This window comes from Aestuariimicrobium sp. G57, assembly GCF_050110855.1.
Taxonomy (GTDB): domain Bacteria; phylum Actinomycetota; class Actinomycetes; order Propionibacteriales; family Propionibacteriaceae; genus Aestuariimicrobium.
The window spans coordinates 1-15,282 of the sequence record NZ_JBNINW010000001.1 but is presented as its reverse complement, the minus strand read 5'-3'; the positions used below and the strand labels follow the sequence as shown (position 1 = coordinate 15,282).

The window sequence follows — 15,282 nt, the reverse complement described above, 5'->3', positions numbered from 1 at the left end:
CAGCTCACAGGCCGACGAGGTCGAACAGCGACCCGATCTCGTCCCTGCTCAGGTGCCGTGATTCGCCCGGACGCATCGAGCCCAGCCGCACCGGGCCGATGGCGATGCGCGAGAGCTTGTTGACGGGGTGGCCGACCGATTCCATCATGCGGCGCACAATGCGGTTGCGCCCTTCGTGCAGGGTGATGCGCACCAGGCTGCGACCGCTGACGACTTCGACGAGCTTGACCTTGTCAGGGCGTACGGGGCCGTCCTCGAGCCGCAGGCCCTTCTGCAGCCGTTCGATCACCTTGTCGCTCACCTCGCCCTCGACCTCGGCCAGGTAGGTCTTCGAGACCTCGTAGCTGGGGTGTGCCATCCGATGGGCGAACTCACCGTCATTGGTCAGCAGGATCAAGCCCTCGGTGTCGGTGTCGAGTCGCCCGACGTGGAACAGCCGTTCCTTCTGCCGGTCCATGTAGCGGGTGAGCGTGACCCGGCCGAGCGGGTCGTCCATCGTCGAGACCACGCCGCGGGGCTTGTTCAGCACGAAGTACAGGTGGTGGCGTGCGGGGGGAATGCGCTGGCCGTCGACACGGATGGTGTCCCTGGTGGGGTTCACCCGCACGCCCTGGGTCATCACCACCTGGCCGTTCACCTCGACCCGGCCTTCGTCGATCATGATCTCGGCGGCCCGGCGTGAGGCGATGCCCGCCTGGGCCAACACCTTCTGCAGGCGCACCTGGGGCTCGTCGGGCTTGCCGTAGTCCTGCTCGTCGGTGATCACCGCGTCCGTGGTGTAGTCGTCGTCCGACTCCTCGGGGGTCGTGATCCCACCTGCGGGCTGGGTCACCTCGTCCAGGTTCTCGTCGGTGGTCTGCTGCGTCGACTCGTCGTCAATGCTCATGGCGTTCTCCCTCATCCGCGTCCTGCGCGGCCCCGGTGGGCTCGTCAGGCGCAACCTCCACCATACGTCCCAACTCGGCTTCCAGCTCATTCGCGTCGGGCAGGTGCGGGGCCAGGGCCGGCAGCTCGTGCAGCGACTCGAGGCCCATCCGCTCCAGGAAGTAGTCCGTGGTGACAAACAGCGTGGCGTTCGAGCCCTCGTCGGCGCCCGACTCCTCGACGAGGCCACGGGCCAGCAGGGTACGGACGACGCCGTCGACATTGACGCCGCGGACAGCTGAGACCCGGGCCCTCGAGATCGGCTGCAGGTAGGCGATCACCGACAGGGTCTCGAGTGCGGCCTGCGTCAGCTTTGACTGCTGCCCCTCGAGCACCCACCGGCTGATCAGGTCGGCATGTTCGGCACGGGTCCAGTAGCGCCAGCCACCGCCGACGTGGCGCAGCGCGAAACCGCGGCCCGTGTCGTCGTAGAACCGGGCCAGGTCGCGGCAGGCCTGCTCGACCAGGTGGGTGGGCACCTGCAGCGCCTCGGCGAGCTGCGGGGTGGGGATCGGTTCGGTCGCCATCAGCAACAGCGCCTCGACGCCAGCGTGCAGGTCCGCGGCTGCTGGGGCGTCATTCGCGTTCGTGTCATTCATCAGTCGTCCTGGGTGGTGGGGGCATCGGGCGCCGTGTCGTCACCGGCCGGTCGGTCGTACTCGTCAGAGATCTCGTGGTCGCCCTCGCTGCCGGTCCAGCGGATCGTGAGCTCACCGAGCGGGGTGAGCTGCTCGAACGCGACGGCGGCGTCGCGGAACAGTTCGAGCAGTGCCAGGAACCGCGCGACGGTGGTCAGCCGGTCGGCGTCGGCGGTGAGTGCGCGAAAGGTCAGCTGCCCGGCGGCCCGCAGGCGGCCCACGACGATGCGGGCCTGGTCCTTCACGTTGACGGTGCCACCGTGCAGATGGGCCAGGCCCACTTCGGCGACTTCCTGCGGTTGCAGCAGGCGGGCCACGATCCGTGCCAGCCGCTCCCCCGGTGGCAGCGTCACCTCGGGGGCGAGCGCGGCGAACTGGGGCTCCAGACCACCCGGCCGGGCGAACCGCAGGGCTTCTTCACCCAACCGGGCCGCGAACAGCGTCGAGACGGTCTTGAACGCCCGGTACTGCAGCAGCCGCGCGAACAGCAGGTCCCTGGCCTCGAGCAGGGCGAGGTCCTCGAGGTCATCCACCTCGCCCGAGGGCAGCAGCCGGGCAGTCTTGAGGTCGAGCAGCGTGGCTGCCACCAGCAGGAACGACGAGGTCTGCTCGAGGTCCCACGCCGAGGCACCAACCTTGATGTAGCTGATGAACTCGTCGGTGACCCTCGACAGCGACACCTCGGTGACATCGAGCTTGTGCTTGCTGATCAGTTGCAACAGCAGGTCGAACGGGCCCTCAAAATTGTCCAGCGTCACGGTGAACCCGGCGTGGCCCTGCCCGGCATCGTCCGCCCCCAGATCTGCCGCAGCCATGTCTGCCGCACCCGTGTCCGAGCGGGCCGGGCGTGCCATCATTCGTCCCGCAGGCGGGTGACCAGGTCGCTGCGCTCGCCGCGGGCGTCAAGGTCGGCCAGGGCTTGCGCCACCGCGGCCCGGACGATGCGGCCGCGGTCGACCTTCAGTCCGTGTGTGCGCAGCACCAGCCGCGACTGGTCGAGGGCGAACAGTTCGTCCTCGCTGAGGTAGACGGTCATCTTGGCGTCGTGACGCACACGGCCCGAATGGGCGGCGCCGTCCCGGGGCTCGTCCTCACGAGGGGCATCGCTGTCCCCCGCCCGCGGGCGCGGGTCAGCCGGTGGCGGCACCGGGGTGAGCCCCGGCACCTCGGACGCCGACTGGGTGTTGCGGAACAGCTCGCTCGCCCCGGGCAGTCCTACCCGGCGTGGCATCGCGCGAGCACCTCCTTGGCCAGCGAGCGGTAGGCGGCGGCACCGGGCGACGAACTGGCATAGGTGGTGATGGGCTCACCCGCGACCGTGGTCTCGGGGAACTTCACGGTGCGCCTGATGACGGTGTGGAAGACGCGGTCACCGAATGCCTGCACCACCCGTTCGAGCACTTCGCGCGAATGCAGTGTGCGGCCGTCGTACATGGTGCCCACGATGCCCATCAGGTTCAGGTCGGGGTTGAGCCGGTCGGTGACCTTCTCGATCGTGTCGGTCAGCAGTGCCACGCCGCGCAGGGCGAAGAACTCGCACTCGAGCGGGATCACCACCTCATCGGCCGCGGTCAGCGCGTTGACGGTCAGCAACCCCAGCGAGGGCGCACAGTCGATCAGGATCAGGTCGTAGCGATCCTTGAGCTTGTCGAGCACCCGGCTCAGGGTCTGCTCGCGGGCAACTTCGCTGACCAGTTGCAGTTCGGCGGCCGACAGGTCGATGTTGGACGGCAGCAGGTCGAGCCCCTCGACAACCGTGTCGACGATGACATCGTCGGCCGTGTACTGGCGGCTCAGCAGCAGGTCATAGATGCTGCGCTCGAGCGTGTGCGGGTTCACGCCCAGGCCCACCGACAGCGAACCCTGCGGGTCGAAGTCAACCAGCAGCACCTTGCGGCCGGTCTCGACCAGCGCCGCGCCCAGGTTGATGGTGGTCGTGGTCTTGCCGACACCACCCTTCTGGTTCGTCATGGCGATGACGGTGGCACGCTTCGGCCCCGGTGGTGGCGGGGTGGGCTCGGGCAGGTCGGGGAACGGGCGCCCCGTGGGTCCCAGCTCGTCGGCGGCCGCGCCGTCCCCGTGGCGCGTGGTGGGGGCGGTTTCGACGTCGAAAAGGGCACCGTCACCCTCGTCGAGACCGGTGTCTGCCTGCCACCGGCCACCGGCGTCTGCCTGCCACTGCTTGTCTGCCACGTCGTTCCCTCCGGTCGTGTTGCGTGCCGAGTCTAGTGTGCGCCGTGTCCGCACCGCAGCACGGCGTCAGCGGGCGCGCGGATGGGCGCTGCGGTAGACCTCGCGCAGGTGTTCCACCGTGACGAGGGTGTAGATCTGGGTGGTGGTCACCGAGGAATGGCCGAGCAGTTCCTGCACCACCCGGATGTCGGCGCCCCCGTCCAGCAGGTGGGTGGCATAGGAATGGCGCAGGCTGTGTGGCGAGACCTCGTCGGTGATGTTCGCGCGCTCTGCGGCCCGCTGCACGACAGCCCAGGCACTCTGGCGTGAGAGCCTGTTGCCGCGACTGTTCAGCAGCAGCGCGGGCCCGGGGCATGCCGCCCTCGACTGCCATTCCGGACGACCGCGCACCAGCCAGGCCCGCACCGCATCACGGGCGTAGCGGCCCAGCGGCACGATGCGTTCCTTGGAGCCCTTTCCCAGCAGCCGCAGGCCGGCGTCGGGGTCGTCGAGCGCACGGCTGACCTCGTCCACGTCAAGGCCGCACACTTCACTGATGCGGGCGCCGGTGCCGTAGAGCAGTTCGAGCAGGGCGGCGTCGCGCACGCCCTCGACGGTAGTGGGGTCGGGGCTGGCCAGCAGCGCGGTGACCTGCTCGAGGCGCAGCGCCTTCGGCAACCTGGTGCCGACCCGCGGCGGGCTGACCTCGGCGGCCGCATCGGTGGGGGTGATGCCCTCGGACGTCGTGAACCGGTGGAACCCCCGCACGGCGACGACGCTGCGGCCCACCGACGACCTCGCCAACGGTGCCTGCTGCCCCTCACCGGATGCCAGCGCCGTCGCGAAGGCACCCACGTCGGCCGGGCTGACGTCATCGAGCCGGTCGATGCCGCGACCGGCCAACCAGACCAGGTAACGGTCGAGGTCGCGCCGGTACGACGCGAGGGTGTTGGCGGACAGCCCGCGCTCGACGCCGAGGTGGTCGAGGTAGTCCTCGAGCACCCGCGGCAGGGCGGGCGCCGGCTCAGGCCGGGCGGCGGTCTCGTCCGAGTTGCTCATGGACCGTGCGCACCGGCCAGGGGGCGTCGGGCGTGCGCAGTGAATCGAGGCGTCCGGTGCTGCGTGCAGCGGCGAGCGCCATGATGCCCGCCACGAGCAGCGGCGACTGCAGGCGCCCCGCGAACACGCCGTCGACGAGGTCTTCGAACCCCACCCAGCGGACGACCATGTGGGCCTCCTCGTCCTCGGGCACGAAACCCTCGGGGTGGGGTGCCGGGCTCAGCCCGCGGGCAAGATAGACGCGGGCCGATTCCTCGGAGCCGCCGGGGCTGGTGCAGACGTCGACGAGTACCCGCCAGTCGGCCGCGGCCAGTTCGACCTCTTCGGCCAGCTCACGCTGGGCCGCGACCAGGAAGTCCTCGCCCTCGATGTCGAGCAGCCCGGCCGGTGGTTCGACCAGGGTCAGTCCCACCGGGTGGCGGTACTGGTCGACGACGGCAACCCGGTCCTGGTCGTCGAGCGCGATGATGCCGACGGCACCGGGGTGCGAGATGAACTGGCGGCTGAAAGGCTCACCTGCGGGCGGCACCACCGTCTGCTGCACGAAGTTGCACACGCGGCCACGGGCCAGCACCTCACTGGCCGCCACCGGCCAGGCGGTGGGAAAGTCTGCGGGCTGGTCGTTCACAACTCGTCCTTCGCGCCGACCTTGGCCTCGCCCCCGGCCGGGGCGGCGCCCGCGGCTGCCTCGGTAGCGTCCACGGGCAGGCGGTTGCCGGTCGAGCGCTCCAGTGCGGCCGTAACCAGCGCCTTGAACAGCGGGTGCGGACGGGTGGGGCGCGACTTCAGCTCGGGGTGGGCCTGGGTGGCGACGTAGTAGGGGTGCACCTCGCGGGGCAGTTCGACGAACTCGACGAGGTTGCGGTCGGGTGAGGTGCCGCTGATCACCAGTCCGGCGGCCGTCAGCTGGTCACGGTAGGTGTTGTTGACCTCGTAGCGGTGGCGGTGGCGCTCCTCGACCTTGGTCTTGCCGTAGGCGCGGGCGACGACCGAGCCGCGGACCAGTTCGGCGGGGTAGGAGCCCAGCCGCATCGAGCCACCCAGGTCGCCCTCACCGCTGACGATCTCGAGCTGCTCGACCATGGTGGCGATGACCGGCGAGGCGGTGTCGGGGTCGAACTCGGTCGATGCGGCATCCTCGATGCCGGCCAGGTTGCGGGCGGCCTCGATGACCATGCACTGCAGGCCCAGGCACAGGCCCAGCGTCGGGATCTTGTTCTCGCGGGCGAACTTCAGCGCGCCCAGCTTGCCCTCGACACCGCGGATGCCGAAGCCGCCGGGCACGCAGATGCCGTCGACGTCACCGAGGTGCTCGAGTGCCCCTTCGGTGGTTTCGCAGTCGTCGGACTTGACCCAGCGGATGTTGACCTTGGCCTTGTTGGCGAAGCCACCTGCGCGCAGGGCCTCGGTGACCGACAGGTAGGCATCGGGCAGGTCGATGTACTTGCCGACCAGCGCGATCGTGACCTCTTCGGTGGGGTTCTCGACACTGTCGAGCAGCGCATTCCACTTCGTCCAGTCGACATCGCGGAACTTCAGGCTCATCTTGCGCACGACATAGGCGTCGAGGCCCTCGGCGTGCAGCACCTTGGGGATGGCGTAGATCGAGGGGGCGTCGATGCAGGCGACCACGGCTTCTTCGTCCACGTCGCAGCTCATGGCGATCTTGCGCTTGATGCCCTCGCCCAGTTCGCGGTTGGCACGGCAGACGATCGCGTCGGGCTGGATGCCGACCTGGCGCAGCGCGGCGACGGAGTGCTGGGTGGGCTTGGTCTTCATTTCACCGGACGGGCCGATGTAGGGCACGAGCGAGACATGCAGGAAGAACACGTTCTCGCGGCCGACCTCATGGCGCACCTGGCGGGCCGCCTCGAGGAAGGGCAGCGACTCGATGTCGCCGACGGTGCCGCCGATCTCATGGATGACGAGGTCGGTACCCGGGCCACCGACGGCCAGCATCCGTTCCTTGATCTCGTTGGTGATGTGCGGGATGACCTGGACGGTGTCGCCCAGGTAGTCGCCGCGGCGTTCCTTGGCGATGACGGTCGAATAGACCTTGCCGGTGGTGACGTTGGCGGCACCGTCGAGATTGACGTCGAGGAAGCGCTCGTAGTGGCCGACGTCGAGGTCGGTCTCGGCACCGTCCTCGGTGACGAAGACCTCACCATGCTGGAAGGGGTTCATCGTGCCCGGGTCGACGTTCAGGTAGGGGTCGAGCTTCTGCATGATGACCCGAAGCCCGCGGGCGACCAACAGGTTGCCGAGGCTTGAAGCCGTCAGGCCCTTGCCCAGGGATGAAACCACTCCCCCGGTGACGAACAGGTGCTTGGTGATCTTCGCGTTGCCCACGGACTCCCATCCTAAGCCCAAACAGCGGGCGCACGTGCCAGCGGCGCTCCGCCCTGCGCGAAGGAGCACCGAATCGGGCATTTGGGCTGGCCGTGACAGACTGGGGGCATGGACTTGCCCATCGATGTGCCAGTCGCACCCATGTTGGCCCGCCTCGTCGACCGAATCCCCGACGCAGATGCCGTCGACGGCGGTTACGTCTACGAGCCCAAATGGGACGGCTTCCGGTGCATCGTGCTGCGGGACGGCGACCAGGTGGAACTCACCAGCCGCATGAACAAGTCGCTGACCTCGTACTTCCCCGAGATCGTCGACCACGTGCGCGACTCACTGCCGCGCCGGTGCGTCATCGACACCGAGATCTTCGTGCCGACCGGCGCGATCGGTGCACAGCACCTTGACTGGGACGTACTGAGTGCCCGCGTGCACCCGTCGCTGCGCAGGGTCGCCCGCATGGCTGAACTCAACCCCGCGCACATGGTCGCGTTCGACGTGCTGGCGGTGGACGACCGCGACCTGCGTGGCCTGCCGTTCCGGGATCGGCGCCTGCGCCTCGAGGACATGCTGGGCTCGATCCCCGAGAGTGTGGGCCTGCATGTCACGGCCCAGACCCATGACGCCGACGTGGCCCGCAGCTGGTTCGAGTCGTTCGACGGTTCGGGGCTCGACGGCATCATGGTCAAGGAGTCGCTCGGCACCTACGAATACGGTCGGCGCAGCTGGCAGAAGGTCAAGCACGCGCGCACGGCCGAGGCCGTGGTGGTGGGCTACCGTCGCAACCCGCGCTACCGGGGTGTGGGCCAGTTGCTGCTGGCGCTGTACGGGCACGGGGACGACGCCCTGCACTATGTCGGCGTGATCAGCCAGTTCGAGGCCCAGCAGCGCATCGACCTCGCCGAGTCGCTACGCCCTCTCGAGCTCGCTGCGGCAGATGCCCCGACCATCCATGGGCTGCCCGACATGGCGGCGGCCCACGGCCTGGTCTCGCTGAACCCGACGAAGGTGGCCGAGGTCGAGTTCGACCAACTCGTCGGCTTCCAGTTCCGCCACCCCGCACGGTTCAGGCGCTGGCGCGTCGACCGTGACCCCCGATCGTGCCAGCAGGACCAGTTGGCCAGCGCCCAGGCCTACGACCTGGCGACGATGCTCGACTGAGCCGTGTCGAGCAGCTCGCGGGCGTGCTGACGGGCGCTGCGGGCGTGGTCGATGCCGCCCATCATGCGGGCCAGCTCGGCCTCGCGTTCGGTGCCGGTCACCTCTGAAACATCGCTCGAGGTGACATCGCCGTGGGACTGCTTGTGGACGACGAATTGCTGGTCCGCGAACGCAGCGACCTGGGCCAGGTGGGTCACCACCAGCACCTGGGCGTGCTGGGCGAGCCGCGCCAGCCGTCGTCCGACCTCGAGTGCCACGGCCCCGCCGATGCCGGCGTCGACCTCGTCGAAGACAAACGTGTGGCCACTCGCGTCGCCGGCAAGCACCACCTCGATCGCGAGCCGCACCCGCGACAGTTCACCACCCGAGGCGACCTTCGCCAGCGGGGCGGGTGGGCTGCCGGCGTTGGCCGCGAACAACAACTGCACCTGCTCGGCGCCGTGCGGGCCAACGTGGTCGAGCGGGGTCAGCGCGAACTGGACCCGGGCATGTTTCATCGCCAGCGCGCCCAGTTCGTCGTGGACGGCCGCGGCCAGGCGGTCGGCACCCTCGCGTCGCTGTGCGGTGATGGCCACCGCCGAGTCGTCCAGCTGCGCGGTGAGCTCGGCGATCCCTGCGCGCAGGGCATCGATGCGGTCGTCGGAGCCCTCGAGATCGCCGAGCCGCTGCGCCGACTGCTGTGCCCAGGCCAGCACCTCTTCGATGGTGCTGCCGTACTTGCGGCTGAGCCCGGCCAGGTCGGCGCGGCGCTGCAGCACCTGGTCGAGGCGGGCGGGGTCGGCATCGAGGTCGGCGCGGTACGAGGCGATGTCGGCCGCCAGGTCGTTGAGCTGGTGGCCCAGGTCGACCACGCGCCCGCGCAGGCCCGTGGCGGTGTCGTCAAGGTCTGCCAGTGCCGAGATGCTGCGCCGGGCCAGGCCGACCAGCCCGATGGCGCCGGGGTCGTCACTGCCCGGGTCGTCGCTTCCCGAGAGCAGCACGGATGCCTGTTCCGAGAGGGTGAGCAGTTCATCGAGCGACGTGAGCCGGGCAGCTTCGGTGGCGAGTATGGCGTCTTCACCGGGTTGTGGATCGACTGCGGCGATCTCGTCCAGGCCGAGCCGCAGCAGGTCCGCCTCGCGGGCCCGCTCCTGGCTGCGGGTGACCAGGTCGTCCAGTTCAGCAGTCAGCGCCGCGCGCCGGTGGTACAGCTCGCGATGGCGGGCCAGGGCGAGGATGTGGCGCTCGCCGCACGATCGGTCGAGCACGTCCCGCTGGCGTTCGGTGCTGCCCAGGCGCAACTGTTCGGACTGCCCATGGATGGTGGCGAGCTCACCCGTGAGGGCTGACAGGGCCGCGACCGTGTTCTGGGCCCCGCCGATGAAGGCGCGGGATCGTCCATTGGCGCTGACCTGGCGCGCGACCAGAAGTTCGTCGTCGTCGAACTCGCCCCCCATGCTCTCGACGGTGGCCTGGTCGGCGCCGGTGAACCGGCCCTCGACCACCGCACGGTCGGCGCCGTGGCGCACCACCCCGGCATCGGCACGCTCGCCCAGCAGCAGGCCCAGCCCGCTGGTGACCATGGTCTTGCCGGCCCCGGTCTCACCGGTCAGCGCGGTCATGCCACCGGCAAACGGCAGGGTCGCCTCGGTGATGACACCCAGGTTCCTGATGCGCAGTTCACGCAGCACAGCTCACTCCCGCTGCTCGCCCGCGGCCTGACGACCGGTTTCACCCCGCCAACCGTCGATCTGCAGGTTGAACTTCTTGACCAGACGGGTGGTGAAGGGCTGCTCGGTGAGCCTGGCGAGCAACAACGGGTGGGCACCGCGCGCCACGCTGACCCGTGCACCGGGCTCGATGTCGACACTGCGGCGCCCGTCGCACCAGAGCACGGCCCGTCCGGCATTCGGCAGCAGGATGTCGATGTCGACCGTCGAATTGGGGCTGAGCACCATCGACCGGGCGAACAGGGCGTGTGCCGACAGCGGCACCAATTCGATGGCCTCGACGTCGGGCCACATCACCGGGCCCCCGGCGCTGAAGGCATAGGCCGTCGAGCCCGTGGGGGTGCTGACGAGCACACCATCACAGCCCCAGCGAGAAATCGGGCGGTGGTCGATGTGCACCAGCACCTCGAGCATGCGCTCCCGGGCTGCCTTTTCAAGCGATGCCTCGTTGATCGCGAACGAACTCCACACCTCGTCCCCGGACGAGTCGCGCACGTTCACCGACAGGGTCAGGCGCTCCTCGACGACGTAGCTGCGGTCCAGCACATGGTTGACGAGGTTGGCGACCTCAGAAGCCTCGAGCTCGGCCATGAACCCGACGTGGCCCAGGTTCACACCCAACAGCGGCACCTCAGGTTCGTAGGCCCATTCCGCTGCCCTCAGGATGGTGCCGTCACCGCCGAAGACGACGACGAGTTCAACATCACCCGCCGCCAAGGTGGCGCTGGCGCGCAAGCGGTGCGCCTCGACGAGGTCGGGCAGGGCATCCGCGACCAGTTCCCACTGCTCGGGCAACACGACCGTGTCGACGCCACGCTCGCTGACGCGGGTCATGAAGTCGGCAGCAGTGTCCAGGGCATCGGCACGGATCGGATGGATCATCACCGCGATGCGTCGCGTGTCTGCCACAGGTCCCCCCTCGTCATGTCATGTGCCCGTTCGGTCCCGCCCCACACTAGCGCCGCAGGTGCACGAAGAACTCCTGGTTGCCAGTGGCGCCGGTGAGAGTCGCGGGGCGTGGCTCGCTGCTCCCCCACCCCAGGGCGGCGGCATCGTCCCGGACGACCTGGACTGCTTCATGCTGCAACCGGGGGTCGGTCACCACGCCCCCATTGCCCAGCCGCTCTCGGCCCACCTCGAACTGTGGTTTGACCATGACCAGGGCGTCCCCGTCGGCTTTCAGCACCGACAGCAGCGGCGCGAGCAGCAGCCGCACCGACACGAACGAGACGTCGCAGACGACCAGGTCGACCGGTCCCGGCAGGTCGTCAGGGGTCAGGTCGCGCAGGTTGAACCCCTCGACGACGTGCACGCGCGGGTCGGCCCTCAGCCCGGGGTCGAGCTGGTCGTGGCCGACATCGACGGCGTGCACCAGGCGTGCCCCACGCTGCAGGCACACCTGGGTGAACCCGCCCGTCGAGGCGCCGGCGTCGAGCACGGTGGGGCCGTCGGCGAACAGCAGGTTGTCGGGGTCGATCTCGTCGAGTACGCCGACCAGCTTGAGCGCCGCCCTGCTGACCCAGTGGTGGTCAAGTGTGACGTCGATCGCGTCCGCGTCGTCGACCGGGCTCGACGCCCGTCGGACGGTCTCGCCGTTCACCCGCACGCGGCCCCCGGCGATCAGCCGCTGGCCGGCCGTGCGCGACCGGGCCAGTGCACGCGCGACGAGCGCGACATCGAGGCGCACCACGCTCAACGAGCTGCCGGACGAGGCATGCCACCGGGCATGCCGGCCCCGTGTGCGGGGCTCTCGAGCACCTGCGCCAACACCTTCGCGAGCTCGTCGAGACGGGCTTGGTGGTCGGCCGGGGCGTGGTCGGCCAATGTGCCGAACTGACGCAGCGCGGCGTCGACGCGCTGGTCTCCGGTGACAGGCGCGGGCTGCGGGCCGGGGCCGGTGGGGTCGATCGGAACGGCGTCGGTGGTCACTTGACCTGGGTGAGCTGGTCGACGGCGGCCTGGCCGTCGGCATCCTGGTGCCAGACCAGCAGCAGCACGGCCCACAGGGCGTCGTACTGCCCCGCACGGTCGGCGGGCACGTGGTCGAGCTGCACGACGCCGTTGTTGATGGTGGCGGTGACCCCGGCGACGGTGACCCCGGCGACGGTGACCTCTGCGGTGCGGGCCGGCTCGATGAGGGCATGCAGGTCGTGACCCAGATGGGTGGGGCGACCGTTCTCGGGGGCGTCGAGCAGGTCCTGCTTGCCGTGGGCACCGGTGAACACGAACAGGGAGTCCATGCCCACGCCCACCGCGCCCATGATGTCGGTGTCAATGCGGTCACCCACGAACAGCGGATGCGACGCCTTCAGTCGCAGCACCGTCTCTTCCATCAGGGGGGCATAGGGCTTGCCGGCGATGGTGGGGGTGACATCGACAGCGCTGGCCACGACGTCCATCATCGACCCGGCACCGGGCACCAGTCCCTTGTTGGTGGGGCGGGTGGCGTCGGTGTTGGTGACGTACCAGGTGGCCCCGGCCTGGATGGCGTAGCAGGCGTCGTCGAGACGGGGCCAGGTCATCTGCGGGTCGTAACCCTGCACCACTGCGACGGGGTTGTCCGCGCTGGAATTCACGACCGCCAGGCCCACTGCCGTCACCTGCTCGGCGAGTGCACGGGTGCCGACGACCAGCACTGGGGAGCCGACGGGCAGCTGCGAGGCCATCAGGCGGGCGACCGCCTGCGAACTGGCCACGACGTCATCAGCGGAGGCCTCGACACCGAGCTCGGTCAGGTGTTCTGCAACGGTGATGGGGGCCCGGGCCGCGTTGTTGGTGACGAAGCCGACCCGCACCTGGCGACGACGCAGTTCGGCGATCGACTCCGCGGCGCCGGGAATGACCTCTGGTCCGAGGTAGACCACGCCGTCCAGGTCGAACAGCGCCGCGTCATAGGTGTCGATCAGACTCATTCTGCGTCCTTGTCATTGGTGGGTTCGTCGTCGATGGGTTCGTCGTCGGCGAGGTCCTCGTCGTCTTCCTCGTCATCGACCATTGCGATGATATCGAGGTCGGCGTCCTCGTCGCCCGGCGCTGCGGCGCCCAGTCGGGCCAGCCGAATGTTGGCGTCCAGGTCGTCCTCGGTATCGAGTGCGGCGGCGCGGGTGAACTGGTCGATGGCGGCCGGTACCCGACCGGCCTGCTCGAGCAGGTCGGCGGCAGCGTAGTGGATGCGCGCGAGCGCCTGCTTCGGTGCGCGACGGGCCTGTGAGGCCGCCTGCAGCACGCGCAGCGCCTCGTCCACCTGGCCAAGGTCGGCACGTGCCCCGGCCTCGACGATCAGCATCTCGATGCGCATCGCGGGGTCGAGGGCAACGTCCTCGGCCTCGCGGGCGATCCGCAGGGCCTCGCGCGGCTTGCCCAGTGCACGTTCGCAGTCGGCCATCACCGGCAGGTAGTCGCCGCTGCCCGACATGCGGTGCAGCGCGCGGTACTCGGTCAGGGCGGTTTGCCAGTCACCGGCGGCGTAGGCGGCCTCGGCGGTGGCTTCGCGCACGACGGGCAGACGGGCGGCCCGACGACGCGCGGCCTGGGCATGTGCCAGCGCCAGCTGGGGATCATCGTCGACGAGTTCGCCTGCCATGGCCAGGTGCGCCCCGACGATCGCAGCCAGGTCCTTGGGCAGTGCGCGAAGTTCGGCGCGTACCGACCGCGGCAACGTCTTCTCGTCGAAATCGGTCGGTGTCGCAGGTTCGTCAGCCTTCCGTTCCAGACCGGGGCGCTTGGCGCGCTCGAGCTCACGTTCCTGCTCGCGGCTCAGGCGGGGCTCGTCGCGGTAGGTGCCAGTGCGGCCCCGGTCGGGACGGCCACCACGGGGACGATCGCCATAGGGACGGTCGCTGCGGGGACGGTCGCCATAGGGACGGTCGCCGGTGCGTTCACCCCGAGGTCCTGCGGTGCGGTTCCGGTTGAACCCGCCGGTGGAGGCATTGCCGCTGCCGCCACGGCTGCGGTAACCATCCCTCGAGCGGAAGTCGTCACCCTCACGGCGGGGGCGGTCATCGCGCCGATCGTCCCCGCGGTCACCCGGGCGGTCGTTGTAGCGGCGCTCACCGCTGCGGTCGTCGCGCCGGTCGTCGCGGCGACCGACGAAGCGACCGCGGCCCTGCGGACGGTCGCCACCCTCGGCGCGCTCGCCGCGGGGACGCCACTCGCGACGCTCCCCCTGGCCACCGGCGCCATCACGGTCACGTGACCATCCACCGGAGCGGCTGCCCCCGCGGTCATCACGACTTGCGCCGCGGTCATCGCGGCGATCGTTTGACCAGCGCCGATCACCGGCACCGCCCGAACCCGCGCGACCACTCGGGCGGTCGTCACGCCGATCGCTCGACCAGCGACGCTCCCCCGAGTCACGGCCGTCGCGACGGTCGTCACGGCCGCCGCGGCGATCGTCGTCGCGCCCACCGCGACGCTCGTCAAAGCCGCCGCCGGAACGTCCTCCCGATCGGCCCCCGAAGCCACCACCCCGCCCGGAAGAACCCCCACCGGAGGGACGACCCGGCCGACGCGCACCGCCACCGCCGCCTGATGGGGGGCGATTGCCGCGCGCGTCTGAGGAGCCGTCAGTCGAATTGATCATGCTTCCTATCCTGCCGTAGTTGATGATGTCGTGGCGACTCGCCGCCGTGCCGGTGCGCCGAGGTCAGCGATCGGCCGGCATGGACGCCGCCGGTGCTGCAGAACTGGCGCTGGTGTCTGCACTACCCGGGCCGGGGTTCTGCAGATGGTGACCTCTCGATGCCCCCGCCTCGTCCAGTGCTGGGCCGGACAACGGGTGGGGGGTGATGTTGTACAACTGGTGCTGGTGCCAGTTGTGCAGCCGGCGGCGCCGGTTGGGGTTGCGGTGGTGACGCTGGTGTCACGAGTGCAGGTTCCGCCACCTCAGGCAGACCGGGTGGACGAGCCCGTGCTGGTGCACTGGGGGTGCCGGGGTGTGGGGCCGCGCGGATGCCTCGTCCAGCGCTGGGCCGAACAACGGGTGGGGGGTGATGTTGCGGAACTGGCACTGGTGCCAGTTCTGCAGCCGGCGGCGCGGGTTCGGGTTGCGGTGGTGACGCTGGTGTCACGAGTGCAGGTTCCGCCACCTCAGGCAGACCGGGTGGACGAGCCCGTGCTGGTCCACTGGGGGTGCCGGGGTGTGGGGCCGGGACGTGTCAGATGGTCTGTGTAAGTGAGGGTCTCCCTACTTGAAGGAGATTGACTGTGACCATGACCAATCCGAAGAAGGATTCCGGGGTTGAGCCGGAGGCTCGGAAGCTGCGGCGGGAGCTGTT

At 69.6% G+C, this 15,282-nt stretch carries 15 protein-coding genes; 1 reads left to right on the top strand and 14 read right to left on the bottom strand.

Annotated features, from left to right (window positions below; genetic code table 11):
• Positions 1-4 precede the first annotated feature (4 nt).
• The 8 genes from ACQCX5_RS00075 to ACQCX5_RS00040 all read right to left on the bottom strand — a co-directional run bounded on the left by ACQCX5_RS00075 (position 5) and on the right by ACQCX5_RS00040 (position 7,142).
• Complete coding sequence (locus ACQCX5_RS00075) at positions 5-886, bottom strand: pseudouridine synthase (RefSeq protein WP_434539995.1); 882 nt, start codon at positions 884-886, stop codon at positions 5-7.
• Positions 876-1,523 (bottom strand): SMC-Scp complex subunit ScpB, encoded by a 648-nt coding sequence (scpB, locus tag ACQCX5_RS00070; protein ID WP_434539994.1) that lies wholly within the window; start codon positions 1,521-1,523, stop codon positions 876-878. Before scpB ends, ACQCX5_RS00075 begins: the two co-directional genes overlap by 11 nt.
• A complete protein-coding gene (locus tag ACQCX5_RS00065; protein WP_434539993.1) occupies positions 1,523-2,419 on the bottom strand; it encodes a segregation and condensation protein A in 897 nt (298 codons plus the stop codon). Before ACQCX5_RS00065 ends, scpB begins: the two co-directional genes overlap by 1 nt.
• Positions 2,416-2,793 (bottom strand): hypothetical protein, encoded by a 378-nt coding sequence (locus ACQCX5_RS00060; protein ID WP_434539992.1) that lies wholly within the window; start codon positions 2,791-2,793, stop codon positions 2,416-2,418. The genes ACQCX5_RS00065 and ACQCX5_RS00060 overlap by 4 nt, the downstream gene beginning before the upstream one ends.
• On the bottom strand, positions 2,778-3,617 hold the full coding sequence (locus ACQCX5_RS00055) for a ParA family protein (protein ID WP_434540685.1): 840 nt from the start codon (positions 3,615-3,617) through the stop codon (positions 2,778-2,780). The genes ACQCX5_RS00060 and ACQCX5_RS00055 overlap by 16 nt, the downstream gene beginning before the upstream one ends.
• A gap of 204 nt (positions 3,618-3,821) precedes the next feature.
• Complete coding sequence (locus ACQCX5_RS00050; RefSeq protein WP_434539991.1) at positions 3,822-4,793, bottom strand: site-specific tyrosine recombinase XerD; 972 nt, start codon at positions 4,791-4,793, stop codon at positions 3,822-3,824.
• The gene (locus ACQCX5_RS00045) at positions 4,759-5,421 is read right to left on the bottom strand and encodes an NUDIX domain-containing protein (protein WP_434539990.1); all 663 of its coding nucleotides are present in this window, start codon (positions 5,419-5,421) and stop codon (positions 4,759-4,761) included. The genes ACQCX5_RS00050 and ACQCX5_RS00045 overlap by 35 nt, the downstream gene beginning before the upstream one ends.
• The gene (locus ACQCX5_RS00040; RefSeq protein ID WP_434539989.1) at positions 5,418-7,142 is read right to left on the bottom strand and encodes a CTP synthase; all 1,725 of its coding nucleotides are present in this window, start codon (positions 7,140-7,142) and stop codon (positions 5,418-5,420) included. The genes ACQCX5_RS00045 and ACQCX5_RS00040 overlap by 4 nt, the downstream gene beginning before the upstream one ends.
• 108 nt (positions 7,143-7,250) lie before the next feature.
• Here ACQCX5_RS00040 and ACQCX5_RS00035 point away from each other — a divergent pair, with 108 nt between their 5' ends.
• On the top strand, positions 7,251-8,297 hold the full coding sequence (locus tag ACQCX5_RS00035) for an ATP-dependent DNA ligase (protein WP_434539988.1): 1,047 nt from the start codon (positions 7,251-7,253) through the stop codon (positions 8,295-8,297).
• Here ACQCX5_RS00035 and recN read toward each other — a convergent pair.
• The 6 genes from recN to ACQCX5_RS00005 are packed head-to-tail and all read right to left on the bottom strand — an operon-like array spanning position 8,270 to position 14,588.
• Positions 8,270-9,967: a DNA repair protein RecN gene (gene recN, locus ACQCX5_RS00030; protein WP_434539987.1), complete on the bottom strand. Its 1,698-nt coding sequence runs from the start codon at positions 9,965-9,967 to the stop codon at positions 8,270-8,272. The genes ACQCX5_RS00035 and recN overlap by 28 nt on opposite strands.
• A gap of 3 nt (positions 9,968-9,970) precedes the next feature.
• On the bottom strand, positions 9,971-10,915 hold the full coding sequence (locus ACQCX5_RS00025; RefSeq protein ID WP_434539986.1) for an NAD kinase: 945 nt from the start codon (positions 10,913-10,915) through the stop codon (positions 9,971-9,973).
• Between the two features lie 46 nt (positions 10,916-10,961).
• A complete protein-coding gene (locus tag ACQCX5_RS00020) occupies positions 10,962-11,693 on the bottom strand; it encodes a TlyA family RNA methyltransferase (protein ID WP_434540684.1) in 732 nt (243 codons plus the stop codon).
• Positions 11,694-11,698: 5 nt separating this feature from the next.
• Positions 11,699-11,935: a hypothetical protein gene (locus ACQCX5_RS00015; RefSeq protein ID WP_434539985.1), complete on the bottom strand. Its 237-nt coding sequence runs from the start codon at positions 11,933-11,935 to the stop codon at positions 11,699-11,701.
• Positions 11,932-12,918 (bottom strand): HAD-IIA family hydrolase, encoded by a 987-nt coding sequence (locus tag ACQCX5_RS00010; RefSeq protein WP_434539984.1) that lies wholly within the window; start codon positions 12,916-12,918, stop codon positions 11,932-11,934. Before ACQCX5_RS00010 ends, ACQCX5_RS00015 begins: the two co-directional genes overlap by 4 nt.
• Positions 12,915-14,588, bottom strand: coding sequence for a hypothetical protein (locus ACQCX5_RS00005; RefSeq protein ID WP_434539983.1), 1,674 nt, complete (start codon positions 14,586-14,588; stop codon positions 12,915-12,917). The genes ACQCX5_RS00010 and ACQCX5_RS00005 overlap by 4 nt, the downstream gene beginning before the upstream one ends.
• Between the last annotated feature and the right edge of the window lie 694 nt (positions 14,589-15,282).

Coding starts and splice junctions, on each gene's coding strand:
- ACQCX5_RS00075 (WP_434539995.1), bottom strand. CDS start 886: ATGAGCATTGACGACGAGTCGACGCAGCAGACCACCGACGAGAACCTG.
- scpB (WP_434539994.1), bottom strand. CDS start 1,523: ATGAATGACACGAACGCGAATGACGCCCCAGCAGCCGCGGACCTGCAC.
- ACQCX5_RS00065 (WP_434539993.1), bottom strand. CDS start 2,419: ATGATGGCACGCCCGGCCCGCTCGGACACGGGTGCGGCAGACATGGCT.
- ACQCX5_RS00060 (WP_434539992.1), bottom strand. CDS start 2,793: ATGCCACGCCGGGTAGGACTGCCCGGGGCGAGCGAGCTGTTCCGCAAC.
- ACQCX5_RS00050 (WP_434539991.1), bottom strand. CDS start 4,793: ATGAGCAACTCGGACGAGACCGCCGCCCGGCCTGAGCCGGCGCCCGCC.
- ACQCX5_RS00035 (WP_434539988.1), top strand. CDS start 7,251: ATGGACTTGCCCATCGATGTGCCAGTCGCACCCATGTTGGCCCGCCTC.
- ACQCX5_RS00010 (WP_434539984.1), bottom strand. CDS start 12,918: ATGAGTCTGATCGACACCTATGACGCGGCGCTGTTCGACCTGGACGGC.
- ACQCX5_RS00005 (WP_434539983.1), bottom strand. CDS start 14,588: ATGATCAATTCGACTGACGGCTCCTCAGACGCGCGCGGCAATCGCCCC.